This window comes from Vibrio japonicus, assembly GCF_024582835.1.
In the GTDB taxonomy this organism is placed as follows: Bacteria; Pseudomonadota; Gammaproteobacteria; order Enterobacterales; family Vibrionaceae; genus Vibrio; species Vibrio japonicus.
Genome location: NZ_CP102096.1, coordinates 2,106,355 through 2,121,767, shown reverse-complemented (window position 1 = coordinate 2,121,767; position 15,413 = coordinate 2,106,355). Strand labels below are relative to the sequence as shown.

Sequence of the window (15,413 nt, the reverse complement as noted above, 5' to 3'; positions counted from 1 at the left end):
ACAAAGTAAAAAGAAATAAAAAAACTATGAAACAACGTAATTTATTGGTAACGGGTGGCGCAGGTTTTATTGGCGCTAACTACGTACATTATTGGCTAGAACAATACCCAAATGACAAAGTCGTGGTACTGGATGCTCTAACTTATGCAGGTAACAAAGCAAACCTTGATAGCGTAGAAAGCAACCCTAACTTTGTTTTTGCCCACGGCGATATCTGTGACACAGGTTTAGTTGAGCAGTTATTGAAAGAACACCACCTTGACACAATCGTACACTTTGCGGCTGAGTCACACGTTGATCGCTCTATTACTGGTCCCGATGCGTTTATCGAAACCAATATCTTAGGCACGTATAGTTTGCTTAAAGCAGCCAAGAAAGTTTGGATTGATGAGCCTGTATCGGAAGGTAAAGCTCCGCTACCACACCGTTTCCATCATGTTTCTACCGATGAAGTGTACGGAACACTGGAACCAAATGACCCAGCGTTTACCGAAGAAACCGCATACGCGCCAAACTCCCCTTATTCTGCGAGTAAAGCGGCATCGGATCACTTAGTACGTGCTTACCACCATACCTATGGATTAGAAGTCACCACTTCAAACTGTTCAAATAACTACGGTCCTTTCCACTTCCCAGAAAAACTGATCCCACTCATTATCACCAATATCCTGCATGACAAACCATTGCCAATTTACGGCGACGGACAACAGATTCGTGACTGGCTATTCGTAACCGATCATGCTCGTGGCATTGATTTGGTGCTGAATAAAGGCCGTTTAGGCGAAAACTACAACATTGGTGGCCACAATGAGTGGGCGAACATCGATATTGTTAAAGTTGTTTGTAAACTAATGAACGAAGCATTCGCAGCGGATTCTACACTATCTACCCGATACCCTCTCGCAAAAGCAGCTATGAAAGGCGAAAGTGAAACACTTATCACTTATGTAACTGACCGTGCTGGTCATGACCGTCGTTACGCCATTGACGCAACTAAAACCAACAATGAGTTAGGTTATAAGCCTGCTGAGTCTTTTGAAACAGGAATTAAAAAGACGGTTGAATGGTACTTAGGAAACGAAGCATGGTGGAGCCCACTATGCAAGAAGTAAGTGATGTGTTAGTTGAAGATAAAGAGCATTATGAGGTAGCTTACTCAATGTCATTAGATGAACAAAATATTCAGTTGATCCGCGAATCAGGACTATTTGATCTCGAGCATTACCGAATGCTTAACCCTGATGTAGCTGAAGGTGAAGAGATTATTCACTATTACTACAATGGCTTTAAAGAGCGGAGAACTCCTTCTTTCCTGTTCTCACCTGAGTACTATCTAAATTCAAATCCAGATGTTTTAGACTCTGGAATGAAACCGCTCTGCCATTATGTGTTATTTGGTGAAACGGAACACCGAAATCCTTCCCCTTATTGTGAAATTGGCTACTTATTGGAACAGATTCAAGAGCTCAAGCACAATAGTGGATTGTCTTATTTCTACGCTTATGAGAAAAGTGAATTAATATCTGCGCATCCGTATTTTGATATTGAGTACTATCTAGAGCACAACCCAGATATCGCAGCGAGTGATGTATCCCCGTACAATCATTTCCTAAATACTGGCGTGTATGAAGGGCGCAATCCTAGATTCGATATCAATATTGTCGATTACTGTGAAAGGTTTGATGTCAACCGTAACGAAATAAACCCATTCTTACACTTTATTGAAGTGGCGGGCTCTAAGTATCTAGAGGAAAACAAATCTGCTGAGAAGAATAACTCTGTAGCAGAAGCAGTCAATTACAGACAAAAGGGGCCTGGTTATGAAGAGCCGGACTACCTAGACTACAATAGTTTAGAACCTAAAGTAAAAGCTCTCGCATACTATTTACCTCAGTTCCACCCGTTTAAAGAAAATGACGAGTGGTGGGGACAAGGCTTTACTGAATGGACTAATGTAACCAGAGGTATGCCTCGTTTTAACAGCCACTATCAACCTCACTTGCCAAAACACTTAGGTTATTACGATCTAAGAGTAAAAGATGCAATGTTGGAGCAAGTTCGCTATGCAAAAGCCGCTGGTGTACATGGCTTTTGTTTTTATCATTACTGGTTTAATGGTAAGCGTATCATGGAAAAACCTGTGAACATGCTGCTAGAAAATCCAGATATTGATATGCCTTTTTGCATCATGTGGGCAAATGAGAACTGGACCAGAACGTGGGATGGTTTAGAGAACGACGTTCTTATAGCGCAAGACTACCTAGAAGAAGATGATATACCCTTCATTAAAGATTTAGGTCGTCACTTCCAGGACAACAGATATATTCGAATAGACGGAAGACCACTATTCTTTATTTATCGTCCAGGCATTATACCAAGCGCTAAAGCGACTATAGAAAAATGGCGCAAGTTATGTAAAGAAATCCTCAATGAGGAACCGCTATTTTATATGGCGCAAGCATTTGGCGATAATGATCCTGCCATTTTTGGTATGGACGGTGCTATAGAGTTTCCTCCACATAAGATTGCGGCTGGACTTGGTGACAACTCTCGAGAGCAAGGGTTAATCGATAAAAATTTCCAAGGTCACTACCCTTCTTATGATGCACTCGTCGAATCAAGTCTTTCTGAAGATGAAACACCAAACTTCCCACTCATAAGAGGTGTCACGCCTAGTTGGGATAACGAAGCACGCAAACCAGGAAGAGGGATGGGATACGTCGGTTCTACTCCTCAGAAGTACGAAAATTGGTTACGAGCAATTAAAAAGTACGCATTGAAAAACCCAATCGCAGAAAAAGAGAGCTTTGTTATCATCAATGCTTGGAATGAGTGGGCAGAAGGCGCGCATTTGGAGCCTGATGTGTATTGGGGAGCGGCTTATATGAACGCTACCTATAGAGCAGTGCATGACATATCTGAATCTCAGGATAAACTTAAGTTAATTCTGGTGGGCCATGACGCATACAAGCACGGGGCTCAACTGCTGACACTGAATATTTTTAGAACTCTACGTTCTAAATTTGGAGTTGATGTTACCTGTGTATTACTTGATGGCGGTCCTCTTGTCGAAGAATACAAAAAAGTAGGGCCAACAATTGTTGCTAATGGTAACTTAGATGAGTTTGCTCATATCGTTAAAGAGTTGAATCGAGACTCACTATTTAAGCATGCTATTTGTAACACGACCGTTACGGGGCTTTGCACAAAGGTATTAGCTCAAGAAGGTATTAAATCAGTATCCTTAGTCCATGAACTTTCTACTTTGATCAATGAGTATGCCTTGCACGAGCATGCCGAAACTATCTCCAATGAAGTAGAAAAAGTTGTTTTCGCTGCCGACTTTGTTAAGAGCTCTTTTGAAAGCTTTGTTGGTGATCTGGCAGAAAAAGCCGTTGTTAAGCCTCAAGGCATATATCAAAAACTTGTTAGCAATAAAAACGCCAAAGAGGAGTTAAGAAGGAGACTGGATCTACCTTTGGATTCAAAAGTTGTAATTAACTCTGGGTTTGCAGACTTACGTAAAGGGTTTGACTTATTTATCCAAACCGCTAAAGAGAGTGTATCCCTTGATAATAGATACCACTTTGTTTGGCTGGGTAACATAGAACCTTCACTAGAGAACTGGATCTTAAAGGACATCAAAGGAACAACGTTTGAGAAACACCTCCATATTGTTCCATTTACTAAGGAAATTTCGCTTTACCTACAAGGTGCTGATGTCTTTGCAATGACCTCAAGAGAAGACCCATTTCCGTCAGTAGTATTGGAGTCGCTTGCATTAGGTACGCCTGTTGTTGGCTTTGAAGGCGGTGGTGGATTTACCGATGCTCTTGAAAAAGACTATTTTGGTGAACTTGTCCCTATGGCTGATTGCACTGCATTTGCGAAGGCAATAGAAAACCAAATCACGAATGACAACCTGGAACATCAAGAAAGTCGCGCGATCTTAGCGTCACAAAAATATGATTGGGCTGATTATGTATTTAGCTTACTCGAGTTACTAATACCAGAACTCAAACGAGTCAGTGTGGCGGTACCGAATTACAATTATGAAGATCATATCGCAGCTAGATTGAAGTCGATATTTGAACAGAATTATCCGATCTATGAACTTATCGTACTGGATGACAAATCCCCCGACAATAGTCTTGATGTAATTAAATCTGTCGCCAAAACCTATAACCGAGAGATTGATCTGATCGTCAATACAAAAAATTCTGGTAGTGTTTTCAAGCAATGGAAAAAAGGTGCAGATTTAGCGAAAGGAGAATTCCTTTGGATCGCAGAAGCTGATGATCTGGCCGAACCAGAGTTTTTGTCAACAATAATGGCGGGTGATACCAACTTTACAATGGCTTACACTGATTCTAAGCAAATTGATGAAAATGATAAACACTTGGCAGATGACTATCGCTATTACTATGATTCTAAAATGAAAGAGCTTTTAGACAACAATACAATCGTCGATGGAAAAGAGACAATTGAAAAGTGCCTAGCCGTAAAAAATCAATTTATGAATGTTAGCTCGGTTATTTTTGATGCAAAATCAATGTCTGATTGCTTCAATAAAAACATGAATAACATTTTAAAATACAAAGTTGCTGGTGATTGGTTTGTATATATTAACTTGCTTAGTCAAAAAAATGCTAATTGTAAGTTAATATCAAAAAACCTCAACACACACCGCCGTCATTCTGGTAGTGTTACTAAACGAAATTATGATATTCAACTTGATGAAATAAATTCAATGCAAAAAATTTGTCGTGAAATTGTTAACATTAATGACAGTGAGCAAATAGAATATCTAAGAGAAGTTGAAATGGTATTAAAAGGATAATATGTTATGATGAAACCTATTTTGGTAAGAGCATTTGGTCGTACTGGCACAACACTTCTTATGCAACTTTTAGGCACCTCAAAAGAAACTTTGGTTCCTAATGGTTACCCTTACGAGTCTAGATATCTAACTTATTTTTGTAGAATGTCAAATTTGATGGACGATAGATACCCAGATCAAACATTTAAAGATGGAAATGTACTCGATTTCTCTCATAATACTCTAGGAAATTGTCCTTATAACTTTAATGAACTAACTGATGGAGATAATCTTAGAAAAAAACTTTTTCAAGGTCTTTGGAATCAATTTTCAATATCTGTTAATGAGTCATTGGATAGAAACTACGTATACTATGCAGAAAAGGTGGCTTTAGAGCTAGCCCCTCGAATAAATATCTGTATACCCGAAGTGAAAAATATTTTTTTGGTTCGAGATCCTAGGGGGGAGCTAGCTTCAATAATGTCTTTCAATAACAAAAGAGGATTTAATGGTTTTGGTTGGCTAGACGACGATACGGAAGAAACATTTGGACAACGTATGATTGAAACTAGAATTCAGTATTTTAATACCCTACTAAGCTATGGAGAGGATAATAAGAACATTATTGTTCTAAGATTTGAAGATATAGTTTCAGATTTAAAACAAACTTCAGAAAAACTATCTAAATTCTTAGGTGTTGGGCTAGATTACAGAATGGTAGAAGAAAACACTAAAAACATGAGCCATCACATGACTAGTAAATCAACAATAGAATCTAGGGATAAATGGAAAAACGAACTAAAACATTCAACCATAGAGATGTTTTCCAAAGAAATGGAACAACAGTTAAAGGGATTCGGATACGTGTGATGTAATAGTTACTACGATATGCATAAGGGATGATTAGACTCCAGCTTTCTATTTTTACTTTGCTTATAACATGGTAGTAGGTTTGAAAATCTGTTCTTAAATCGGTCATGACTCAAAACAGTTGAATCGTTGATAAAACTTACGCTCTATAATGCCCCGATGACCTTGTCATACATTACTTCTGATTTGGAAAAGCCTATGGCTTTGCGAACTAAACGTTTTAATCTAGAGCGCAATGTTAGATTAAAACGTTCGATGCGTTGAGTGAAGTGAAGCGCTTACCTGCGATGTGTTTTTCTTTCGGCAATGTACGAGAGTAGACATTGAAGTCATTCGTGCAAAAGAAACAGATATCAAAAGCTGACAGCAAATCTAACATGGTGAGCAGAGCGTTAGAGTAGCGTTTGCCAAACGCATGGGCAATCACTCGTTTATAGCGTGGTTCCCATGCATACTAGAGCCAACGACGATTTTTCTTACTGCTGACAAATGACCATCGTTCATCGACCTCGCAGATGAGTTCAATATTCGCTTTGCCGAAAGGGGACGTCGTTACTTGTCTTGGCGAGAGCTTTTTAAAGTGGCTTTGTTTCCTAATTCAAAATCAGGTAAAACGAGCCTAATATGACTAATTATTAGGCGATCACTGTCGTTTCAGGCATACCTAGCCCTGTAAGCTTGTTTAACGCTTTTATCATGGCGTAAGTTTCGCCAACTTGGGCATTGTAATTTCTTAAGCTTAATGTGCCGCCGAGCAGTTTCTTCACGCGAAACATCGCCGTCTCTGAGAGTGAACATTTATGGTAGCCGTACTTCTTTTTCCAATGCTTATTTGAACCATATAGCTTCTGACAGCCAACCGCTAGATTGCGGGGATGACCTTGCTTCCAGAAGGCAGCCCCTTCCCTCGGTGGAATGAGCAGTACAGCTTGTTTGATGCGAATGGCTTCGTAGCACAACCTTGTGTCATAAGCACCATCGCCAGATATCTCTTTGACCCTTCGGCGGGTCTGTTTTAGCAAATTTGGAAGCACTTCACCGTCGCTCACATTCAATAAACTCAACTCAGCGGCAATGATTTCGTGCGTATTTGTATCGACCGCTAAATGTAACTTTCGCCAGACACGGCGCTTCCTGTCAGTGCCATGCTTTTTGACTTTCCATTCGCCCTCACCGTAGACCTTTAGCCCTGTAGCATCAATGGCCAAATGTTGAATTGTTCCTTTAGTTTTTGTCGTGAATGCGACGGTGACCGTTTTAGCTCGCTTGCTAATGCATGAATAATGAGGGCATGACAACGGTAATTGAGCGAGCTTAAAAATAGAGTAGATGAATCCTTGGAGACCTCTTGACGGCATTGAAAATATTCGTTTAACCATAAGGGCCGTCGTAATGGCTAAATCACTAAACAAGCGGGGCATTCCACGGTTTCACGGCTTGACTTGCTTCCATAGCTGAATGGCTTCTTCATTCATCCATCCCAAATGTCAGTGAACCGCGATTAATTAAAGCTTGGTTATAGTGTTTCCAGTTGGTTGTTTTGTAGCGAGGCTTGGCCATTGATCTACGTATTTTAGTGAACTTAGCTGATCAGATCGTAGGTTGATGATTTAGTTCCCTGATTTAGGAAACAAAGCCTTTTAAAGTACTCAGTACCGTGTTGTATGCAATATTCAATACCCGTCTAGTTTCTCTTACGCCAGAAGTGTGTTCAGATTCCGTTCGATTACAGAAACGACATTTTACTTGAATAATTGCGATAGGTATTTACGAGAAAATGTAGATAATATCACGATTCAACAATCTTGAGCCATGACCGTCCCTAGCAATGATCGGCACGCGTTAGCAAAAGCGAAACATGTTCATATATCCGAACCAGATTTATGCTATTTTCATCAACCATCTAAATACAATGTCGAGCTAGCAAGCCAAGTAAAGCGTATTTATCAAGGAAAGTGGGTGGTGCTGGAAATGGATGAAAAGTCTTTTACTCACCGTGGGTTTCAGCGATCATTAGATACATTTTTAAAACTGTACGGTTCCCCATCGTATTCACCAACTCTTCAGTGTGGAACCTAGGATATTTACATAGCTTCGCTTGATCGATTTATAGCAATGAGAAAAACCATGTCTTTCCTAACAATCTTAAGAAAAATCAAAAACAAACTCACTGGCGGTGGTGTTCATCCCTCTGCACATTATGAGTATCACCTAGATGCATGCTTTAACCACGTAGTAAAAGGCTGGGCCTATAAAAAAGCATCCCCACAACAACCGGTCCATGTCGCGTTTAAAGTGGGTAATCGTACGTTTTGTGAGGTCATGGCTAACGAGTCAAGAGACGACCTCATTACCGCTAACCTTCCAAGCAAAAGCTGCGCCTTTTCAGTGTCGCCAGACTTACCTCAGGCATCACTCACACCCACTCTTGCAGACTTATACTTGGATGGTGTTAAGGTAAATGTAGAACCAATAGTGTTCGCCATGGACTACCAAAAGCTCCTTTTCTCCTTACAGCATCAGTTATCAAGTCTCGATAAATCCGATGAATAAGCCGTTAAAACAACAGGACGTGTAAAATACTCAAAATATTTGACGTTTAATAATTGAATGGGAAAATAGGGTGTTGTATTTTCATGGGCTTGGCTTTAGAACAACACCTTAAGCATCAAAAAAATAAACTTAAAATTAAATAAAAAGTAATAATAAACAGGCGATTAGATGGCTATCGAATCATTACAGCAATTGGGGGCGGTTTTTTTGGCTCCTGTTCTGACCTATTTCAACAAAAATCTCTTTGAACAACGGCCTAAAGACAGGCCCCTCTTTTTCTTAGCACGGGAAGGTTATTGGTTAGAGCGATCATTTTCCCGCTACGCTTTGGGGCAAGAGGAACCTGTTGAGACTCGTTACTTGCTTGTATCGCGTGCCTTTCTCTTCAAAATTGGCTTAATCGAACCTAAAACGCATGCGTACTCACTTAATTTCAAATTCTCTGGAACAATGTATGAACTACTGCGCACGCGTTTTATGCTCAGTGATGTTAAGATTAAACATGTTTTTTCAGAGAAAGAACTAAATCAAAAACTGCTTCTACCTAATGATCTAGAAAAGGTTTCTGATATGCTTTGTACGAGAATTGGGCAGCTTGCTCCTGTCATCCGTCGTTCAAGTGACGCTTATCGAGAATACCTGATTCAATTAGGTTTCTTTGAGCACGATACTGTCGATGTCGTCGATGTCGGCTATGGCGGAACTATACAAACACTGTTGAGTTTAATCTTTGATATCAACACTGTAGGCCATTATCTTATTGCTTCAAAACCTGATGAGAAACAAATTGGAACAAAATTGGCTTCAATGAAGGGTTACTTAAAAGAAGGCGTGAAACTGGGTGATGGGTATATCCCGTTAGATCGTTCTATGTTCTTAGAAGGCCTGTTAACCGCACCGAACGGCCAGTTCCAAGACATTCGTTTTAGCCCACTGCGACACAGTACATTTGATTACTACTATGGGCGAAAAGTCTCGAGTCAGCATAACTTCCATTTATTAGAAACGGTTTGTAATGGCGCGTTGAATCAAATGGATGAGTTTGTCACGCACGGCATTGAGTTCACAAATCAAGAAATTGAAGATTTATACACCAATTTTGTCACCAAAAAAGGCATGCTACCTCGGGTCAGCTGGCCGTTGTTTGAAATCGACGATGACATAACTAGTGAAGGCACCGTGAACGGTATTGATTTTTTTGGGTTGAGACTATGAATTACAGAGCATTAATTAAACAACGTTTCCCTCGAGCTGAACGTACTTTGCGCCATAATCCAAAACTCATGCATTTGGCCTTAAAGGTAGAGAACAAGCTACTCACTCGTAAACTTAAAAAGCACACTGAAGCACTTAGCGGACTGCATAACGATATCAGCACTGATCAAGTGCCACTTCTTCAGGATGCTAAAAAGCACGGTCTGTTTGACTTTAATTGGTATTGTGAAACACAAAACCGCCAGTTTTCATCCGAACAACAGGCGTTTTGTGACTACTTAAATAAGAGCTGTTTTTCGGCGGTAAGTCCAAGCCCTGCCTTTGATAACTTAACCTACCAAAAACATAGCCTAGACGTATACCACGCAAACGTTAGTCCACTTGCGCATTACCTTTCTGCTGGGCATCTTGAAGGGCGTATCTCTGCTCCTTTTTCGCCAAAGTGGACTCCGACACAATCTATTGAAATCACACCGGATAAAAAACGCATTGCCGAAGCAAAAGTTGCGGTCTGCTTGCATATTTTCTATGAAGATTTTATATCGTATTACGCTAAATGCTTAACAGACTTTCCGGTCAAGGTAGATTTATTAATAAGCGTCAGCGACAAAGCGTTTGAGAGTGAGATAACCAAGCAACTTGGCTCTCTCGATGCAGTGAAGAACATCGAAGTTGTCGAAGTTCCTAACCAAGGGCGTAATTTTGGTCCGATGTTGGTTGAGTTTGGACAAAAGCTGATGGATTACGATCTATTTTGTCACCTGCACTCTAAAAAATCCCTGTACTCTGGTCGCCCTCAAACCCAATGGGCCGACTATCTGGGGGAGTTCTTACTGAAAGATCACTATGTTGTTACTAGAATGATCACGCATATGCTCAACGTTGAAGAGTGTGGCATTTATTACCCAACATCATTTGCTATGATGCCAGACTGGGTAAACCACTGGCTGAAAAATAAACCGTTTAAGACACCTTTCTTTGAAGAGTGGGGATTGGATGACCATACTGAGTTTCTTCCTTACCCTGTAGGGGGGATGTTTTGGGCAAAACCTAAAGCGCTCCAACAGTTGCTCGATAAAAGCTACGAATATTCCGATTTCCCGCAAGAGCCATTACCTAACGACGGTTCGCCTCTTCATGCCCTAGAGCGCTGTATTGGACTATTGGCAGAAAAAAATGGGTATTCTCAGCTGTTTTTCCATCCTGAGCTGGCACGTTTCACATATGACAAAAGCTATATTTTTGCCAATTATGTCTGTAACAAGGAGCAGTTATTACATAAGCTGCAACCTTTCGAGATCATCTCGTTTGATGTTTTTGATACTTTAGTAAGACGAAGCCATTATGTGCCTGATTATGCAAAGCTTAAACTTGGTAAACAGTTGGTTAATGATGGGCTGTTTTCATGCCCTCATGAGTTTGTAAAAGCTAGAAACGAAGCTGAATTCAAAGTAAGACAAGGCAAGCACTTTCAAGGTGATGTGAGCATTTTTGAAACATATGAAAAAATGGTCGACCTCAATTCACTCCCTGAAGGTAGTGCAAAACAGTACGCGGATCTGGAGTTTGCGTACGACCTAGAGATGATTGAGAGTAAAGATGAAGTTGTCGACATCTTAAACCAGCTTATCGGTATGGGTAAGGAAGTCTACATTGTCTCTGACACTTACTACGATGAATACCAAATTCTCTTAATGCTGAGAAAAGCTGGCGTGACTAACGGATACAAGCTTTTTGTCTCAAGTGAGCGTGGGTTGCGCAAAGACAATGGCACAATGTGGTCATACATCAGTGACAATCTCAAAGATAAAACGCGTTTCGTTCATATCGGAGACAACGCGGTTGCTGACGCTCAACTCCCTGGAGATTTTGGCCTTGCCAACCTGCATATTTTAAACCCAATCGATAAATGGCAGGCCGCTGGTTGGAGCAACCCTTTCACAGGCGAGAACGAACTAAACGAACAACAGATTTTAAAATGGGGCCCTTTGATCAGCCAGTTTGGCCGGTTTCCATTTTTAGGTGAATAAGAACATGAAACAAACGATTTATCTGCACGTTGGCCCTCATAAAACAGGGACAACTGTGATTCAAAAAGCGAGCTTGGACAATAAAGAGGTCCTAGAAAAGAACAATGTTTCTTATCCACTTCAGTTTTTTAATCATATTGGCCATCATGATCTTGTGAATATTGTGAGAAGACGAGCCATTAATGACGAAGATATTGAAAAGCTAAAAGCATGTGGATTAAACATTTTGTTATCAAGTGAGAATTTTATTCACTTCACCGCTCAAGATTATGCTTACTTATATAGTAGTCTAGAGAAAGACTTCGATATCAAAGTAATCTATGCATGGCGACGTTCAAGCTTGAAAATGTATTCTCTTTGGCAAGAATCTGTAAAACATGGAGGATGTGAACCCTTTCACTCATTCTTCTATCGAGATTTGATTCGCCCTGGGCAAAGTAAAACATTAATGCAGACAATGACATTAGATGTACTAGCGAAGCACTTTGGCCGAGAAAATTTACATATTTTAGACTATGACTCTTTAGCAAAAAATGGGGAATTAGTAAGTGTATTCTTCGGCCTAATGGGTATTTCGCCAGGTGAAATCGATGTTTCTAAGCAAAGCGACGGCGTAAGAAATGCTTCTTTGGATCCAGAAACAACAGAAATAATACGTTGCTTGAATGTCTTGAGTAAAAAAGCCCAACTACCTCAAAGCAGTAAGACTCGAGAAAACTTCTATACTCGTAAAGATGATGTTCAAGAGCTCATCCCCAAAATTCGTGATTTAATGGCAAAAGATCAAGACTCGACTGAATCTGGAGATTATTTTGTCGATCGGCTTTGTGAACGAAGTATTCCAGAGAAATACTCTGATCGGATATTGAGCTATGCTCCCGTCAATCATAAGAAAAAAATAAAGACTATCAGTCCTGATTGGCTTTTAAGCCCAAACGCTTCTAACTTAATTCAAGATTTATATAACATCGTTATGGAGGAGTGGCTCTAAAATGATTGAGCTGATTTTACACCCAGGCCACCCAAAATGTGGTTCGACTACTATTCAAGATTTTCTTTATGCTAATAGACTAGTGTTAAAAGATCGTGGCATTTTTATGCCAGATAGTGACTTCAACTTCCCATGCAATAAAGCGTATCGAATTAATCGGACTCATACACCAAGAGACTTTATAGAAAAAGTCATCAATGGCGATCTTAACATTAATGCACTAGAAAAAAAGATTGACGACTTTTTAATTACTGCCGAAGATCAAGGCTGTAAGAAAGTAATAATCACAGCAGAAAATTTAGTAAATGCAATAGGATCTCCAAAGCTAAAAGCAATCCACTCTTTATTTTCGACACGCTTTAGTAAGGTTAAAGTTGTTTACTATATTCGTGATCAACGAGAGTTACTTCTTTCCGCGTGGCAGCAATGGGGACACAAAAAAGGCGAAACACTAGACGCTTATATCGATAAAATGATAAATACTAATTTTGGTGATTATGTATTTGTTACAGAACAGCTTAGTAATTATTATCCTAACGCTGAACTAAAAGTTTGCTCATTAGATAAAAAGCACTTAATTAAAAAAAATTTAACTATAGACTTTTGTACTAGAGCAGGTATTAATAATAACGGACTAAAGCTGTTTCTAGAAGCTAGTAATGAGGGACTAAGCAGTGCTATATGCGAAAGCCTAACGAAAATTTACACTATTTATGAGAGCCCTCATACTCAAAAGATTAAAAATACTATTTTAGCATCTGCGCCTAATAGTCAGAATTTGATAAGTAAAAAATACGCTATCACGCTTTCCTTTGATCTGACAAAAAAGATAGAAGATAGATTTCTAGAATCGAATCTAGCACTCGAGAACATGTATTACTCAGGTAGGTCAGTTTTTCCTTCATCCAAAAAAAACATTACACAAAGTACAGAAAGTGAGATGTCACTATTACAGCAACGAATTGAAAAGCTAGAAGATTTAGTCGCAATTCAGATGAACATGCTCTTAAAGATAAGCGAGAAAAATTAATATGGAAACTAGAGTAAAGTTAGTTGCAATAGCTAAAGACGAAGCTGCTTATTTACCCGAGTGGATATATCATCATGCATACTTTGGTTTTGATTCATTCGATATACATGTAAATAACACATCAGATAAATCAAAAGAAGTATTAGAAAAGCTATCGAATGCTTATAATATTAACATTATAGATAGTGATGGCTTGTATCATAAGGGAGCTAAGTTATTTCAAACACGAGCTTATGAATATTCTTTAAAAAAAACGCCTTCAAAACAATTTTCACATATAGCCTTCTTTGATGTGGATGAGTTTTGGACGCCAAATGATTTTAAATCTAGTATCCAAGAGTATATAAAAAAAAGCGAACAGTTTGATGTTTATTTATTTAACTGGGCAATACACAAAAGTGATTCTGATTTTAGCCATTGTTTCTCGAAAAATAACGTGTTAGCTTTGGACTTACATGTGAAACATTTAATTAAACTAGGGCGTAAGTATAGCCTAGGAATACATAATTCTAACGGTGATAATTTACACTATGCAGATGGTAATTTGAAGACTGCGGATTTTTTAGAACATGTGAAAGCAAAAGTTAAAATAGATAAAGGCTGTTTTCCAAAAGCTTTTTTGGTACACCGCTTGTATAGAGGTCAGCTTGAGTATGTGTCTATGCTTGGAAGAGGACTCCCAAATGGAAATCGATTTAAATCAAACCGAAAGGGCTATAAGACAGATAAAGGCTTAGATATTGAATATAAAATTGATTCTTATTTGTTGGATAACTATTACCAGAAATATGAAACGATGCTGGAAAATCTAGATCTAGTTTCGGATGTTTTTGATTCAAAAGGTTACGTTACAGCTCGATACCAAAAATTACTATCAGTGATCGATAATGGTGTTAATAAAGATGAAGCTAAAGTCTTATATCGTGCGTTAAATAATATTACGATACCAGAAGTTGTACGGCGTCGGCGTCAGATTAAAGATGAGCTGAATAAAGAACCCGCACAACTTGGTCTTCATCTAACCAAAAACGATTTACGTCATCCTCATAAAACAGTGTCGCTCAATGGCAGTAGGAATAAATATATTGATGAAATACGTAACGCATCACTATTTTTTGAGGAGAGTGATCCTGATATAGCATGCCAACTCATGCGTATTGCTCATAAGCTTCGCCCGGAAGGTGAATTTATCAAGCACAAGCTTACGCAAATGGAACAAAAAATTACCGATGATTGAGCTGCGTAACCTGACTAAATACTACCCATCCGAACTGGGTAAACAGTACATCTTTCAAAATATTAACTTTACTTTTCCTGAAGGGCGTAATGTCGCTTTACTCGGTTCGAATGGTGCAGGTAAATCAACTCTATTCCGCATCATTGCTGGTAGCGAATACCCGAATTCGGGCAAGGTGATTACTGATCGCGCTATCTCTTGGCCAGTTGCCCTAGCAACTGGTATTCATCCTCAAATGACAGGGCGAGAAAATACACGCTTTATTGGTAGAGTAAATGGCGTCGGCAATCTGGACGAGTACGAAGAAAAGGTAAAAAGCTTTGCTGAGCTGGGTATTAAGTACGATCTTCCTGTGAAAAACTACTCGAGCGGTATGCGCTCTCGTTTGGCGTTTGGTTGCTGTATAGCGATTGATTTCGATGTGTATTTGATTGATGAGGCAACATCCGTAGGGGACCAAAAGTTTCGCCAGAAAGCCAAAAATGCACTTTTACAGAAAAGTAAAACAGCGAGTGTTATCATGGTCAGCCATGATTTAAAAGAGATTCGCCAATTTTGTGATAGCGCGGTTATCTTGCATCAAGGTGAGCTTACCTATTACGAAGATTTGGAGCAGGCGTTATCAGTGTATAAAACACTCTAGCCTAAGTTGAATATTAGAAAACCAT

The 15,413-nt window shown here is 39.3% G+C and carries 10 protein-coding genes and 2 pseudogenes; 10 read left to right on the top strand and 2 right to left on the bottom strand.

The window, feature by feature from the left end:
- The first annotated feature begins 26 nt into the window (after positions 1-26).
- The 3 genes from rfbB to NP165_RS09950 are packed head-to-tail and all read left to right on the top strand — an operon-like array spanning position 27 to position 5,689.
- Entirely contained in the window at positions 27-1,112 is a 1,086-nt protein-coding gene (gene rfbB / locus NP165_RS09960; protein WP_257083818.1) for a dTDP-glucose 4,6-dehydratase, read from the top strand.
- Positions 1,100-4,840 (top strand): glycoside hydrolase family 99-like domain-containing protein, encoded by a 3,741-nt coding sequence (locus NP165_RS09955; protein ID WP_257083817.1) that lies wholly within the window; start codon positions 1,100-1,102, stop codon positions 4,838-4,840. Before rfbB ends, NP165_RS09955 begins: the two co-directional genes overlap by 13 nt.
- Before the next feature lie 6 nt (positions 4,841-4,846).
- Positions 4,847-5,689 carry a sulfotransferase domain-containing protein gene (locus NP165_RS09950; RefSeq protein ID WP_257083816.1) on the top strand — a complete coding sequence of 281 codons (843 nt, stop codon included), beginning with the start codon at positions 4,847-4,849 and terminating at the stop codon, positions 5,687-5,689.
- A 105-nt stretch (positions 5,690-5,794) separates the two neighbouring features.
- On the opposite strand, the pseudogene NP165_RS09945 reads toward NP165_RS09950, so the two are convergent.
- Together NP165_RS09945 and NP165_RS09940 are read right to left on the bottom strand one after the other, a co-directional pair.
- A pseudogene (locus NP165_RS09945) lies at positions 5,795-6,266 on the bottom strand (IS1 family transposase); the annotation flags it as partial.
- Between the two features lie 58 nt (positions 6,267-6,324).
- Positions 6,325-7,249: pseudogene (locus NP165_RS09940) on the bottom strand (IS5 family transposase).
- Between the two features lie 567 nt (positions 7,250-7,816).
- Here NP165_RS09940 and NP165_RS09935 point away from each other — a divergent pair.
- From NP165_RS09935 to NP165_RS09905, 7 genes are all read left to right on the top strand, one after another.
- Positions 7,817-8,242, top strand: a complete 426-nt coding sequence (locus NP165_RS09935; protein WP_257083815.1) for a hypothetical protein — start codon at positions 7,817-7,819, stop codon at positions 8,240-8,242.
- 168 nt (positions 8,243-8,410) lie between these two features.
- Positions 8,411-9,457, top strand: a complete 1,047-nt coding sequence (locus NP165_RS09930; RefSeq protein ID WP_257083814.1) for a hypothetical protein — start codon at positions 8,411-8,413, stop codon at positions 9,455-9,457.
- A complete protein-coding gene (locus NP165_RS09925; protein ID WP_257083813.1) occupies positions 9,454-11,487 on the top strand; it encodes an HAD-IA family hydrolase in 2,034 nt (677 codons plus the stop codon). The genes NP165_RS09930 and NP165_RS09925 overlap by 4 nt, the downstream gene beginning before the upstream one ends.
- Positions 11,488-11,491: 4 nt before the next feature.
- A complete protein-coding gene (locus NP165_RS09920) occupies positions 11,492-12,478 on the top strand; it encodes a hypothetical protein (RefSeq protein WP_257083812.1) in 987 nt (328 codons plus the stop codon).
- Position 12,479: 1 nt separating this feature from the next.
- A complete protein-coding gene (locus NP165_RS09915) occupies positions 12,480-13,508 on the top strand; it encodes a sulfotransferase domain-containing protein (RefSeq protein WP_257083811.1) in 1,029 nt (342 codons plus the stop codon).
- A gap of 1 nt (position 13,509) precedes the next feature.
- Entirely contained in the window at positions 13,510-14,745 is a 1,236-nt protein-coding gene (locus NP165_RS09910; protein ID WP_257083810.1) for a glycosyltransferase family 92 protein, read from the top strand.
- Entirely contained in the window at positions 14,738-15,388 is a 651-nt protein-coding gene (locus NP165_RS09905) for an ABC transporter ATP-binding protein (RefSeq protein WP_257083809.1), read from the top strand. Before NP165_RS09910 ends, NP165_RS09905 begins: the two co-directional genes overlap by 8 nt.
- The last annotated feature ends 25 nt before the right edge of the window (positions 15,389-15,413 follow it).

What these genes read in the sequence shown, in the direction of transcription:
- rfbB (WP_257083818.1), top strand. Translation starts at nt 27, where the DNA reads ATGAAACAACGTAATTTATTGGTAACGGGTGGCGCAGGTTTTATTGGC.
- NP165_RS09955 (WP_257083817.1), top strand. Translation starts at nt 1,100, where the DNA reads ATGCAAGAAGTAAGTGATGTGTTAGTTGAAGATAAAGAGCATTATGAG.
- NP165_RS09950 (WP_257083816.1), top strand. Translation starts at nt 4,847, where the DNA reads ATGATGAAACCTATTTTGGTAAGAGCATTTGGTCGTACTGGCACAACA.
- NP165_RS09935 (WP_257083815.1), top strand. Translation starts at nt 7,817, where the DNA reads ATGTCTTTCCTAACAATCTTAAGAAAAATCAAAAACAAACTCACTGGC.
- NP165_RS09930 (WP_257083814.1), top strand. Translation starts at nt 8,411, where the DNA reads ATGGCTATCGAATCATTACAGCAATTGGGGGCGGTTTTTTTGGCTCCT.
- NP165_RS09925 (WP_257083813.1), top strand. Translation starts at nt 9,454, where the DNA reads ATGAATTACAGAGCATTAATTAAACAACGTTTCCCTCGAGCTGAACGT.
- NP165_RS09920 (WP_257083812.1), top strand. Translation starts at nt 11,492, where the DNA reads ATGAAACAAACGATTTATCTGCACGTTGGCCCTCATAAAACAGGGACA.
- NP165_RS09915 (WP_257083811.1), top strand. Translation starts at nt 12,480, where the DNA reads ATGATTGAGCTGATTTTACACCCAGGCCACCCAAAATGTGGTTCGACT.
- NP165_RS09910 (WP_257083810.1), top strand. Translation starts at nt 13,510, where the DNA reads ATGGAAACTAGAGTAAAGTTAGTTGCAATAGCTAAAGACGAAGCTGCT.
- NP165_RS09905 (WP_257083809.1), top strand. Translation starts at nt 14,738, where the DNA reads ATGATTGAGCTGCGTAACCTGACTAAATACTACCCATCCGAACTGGGT.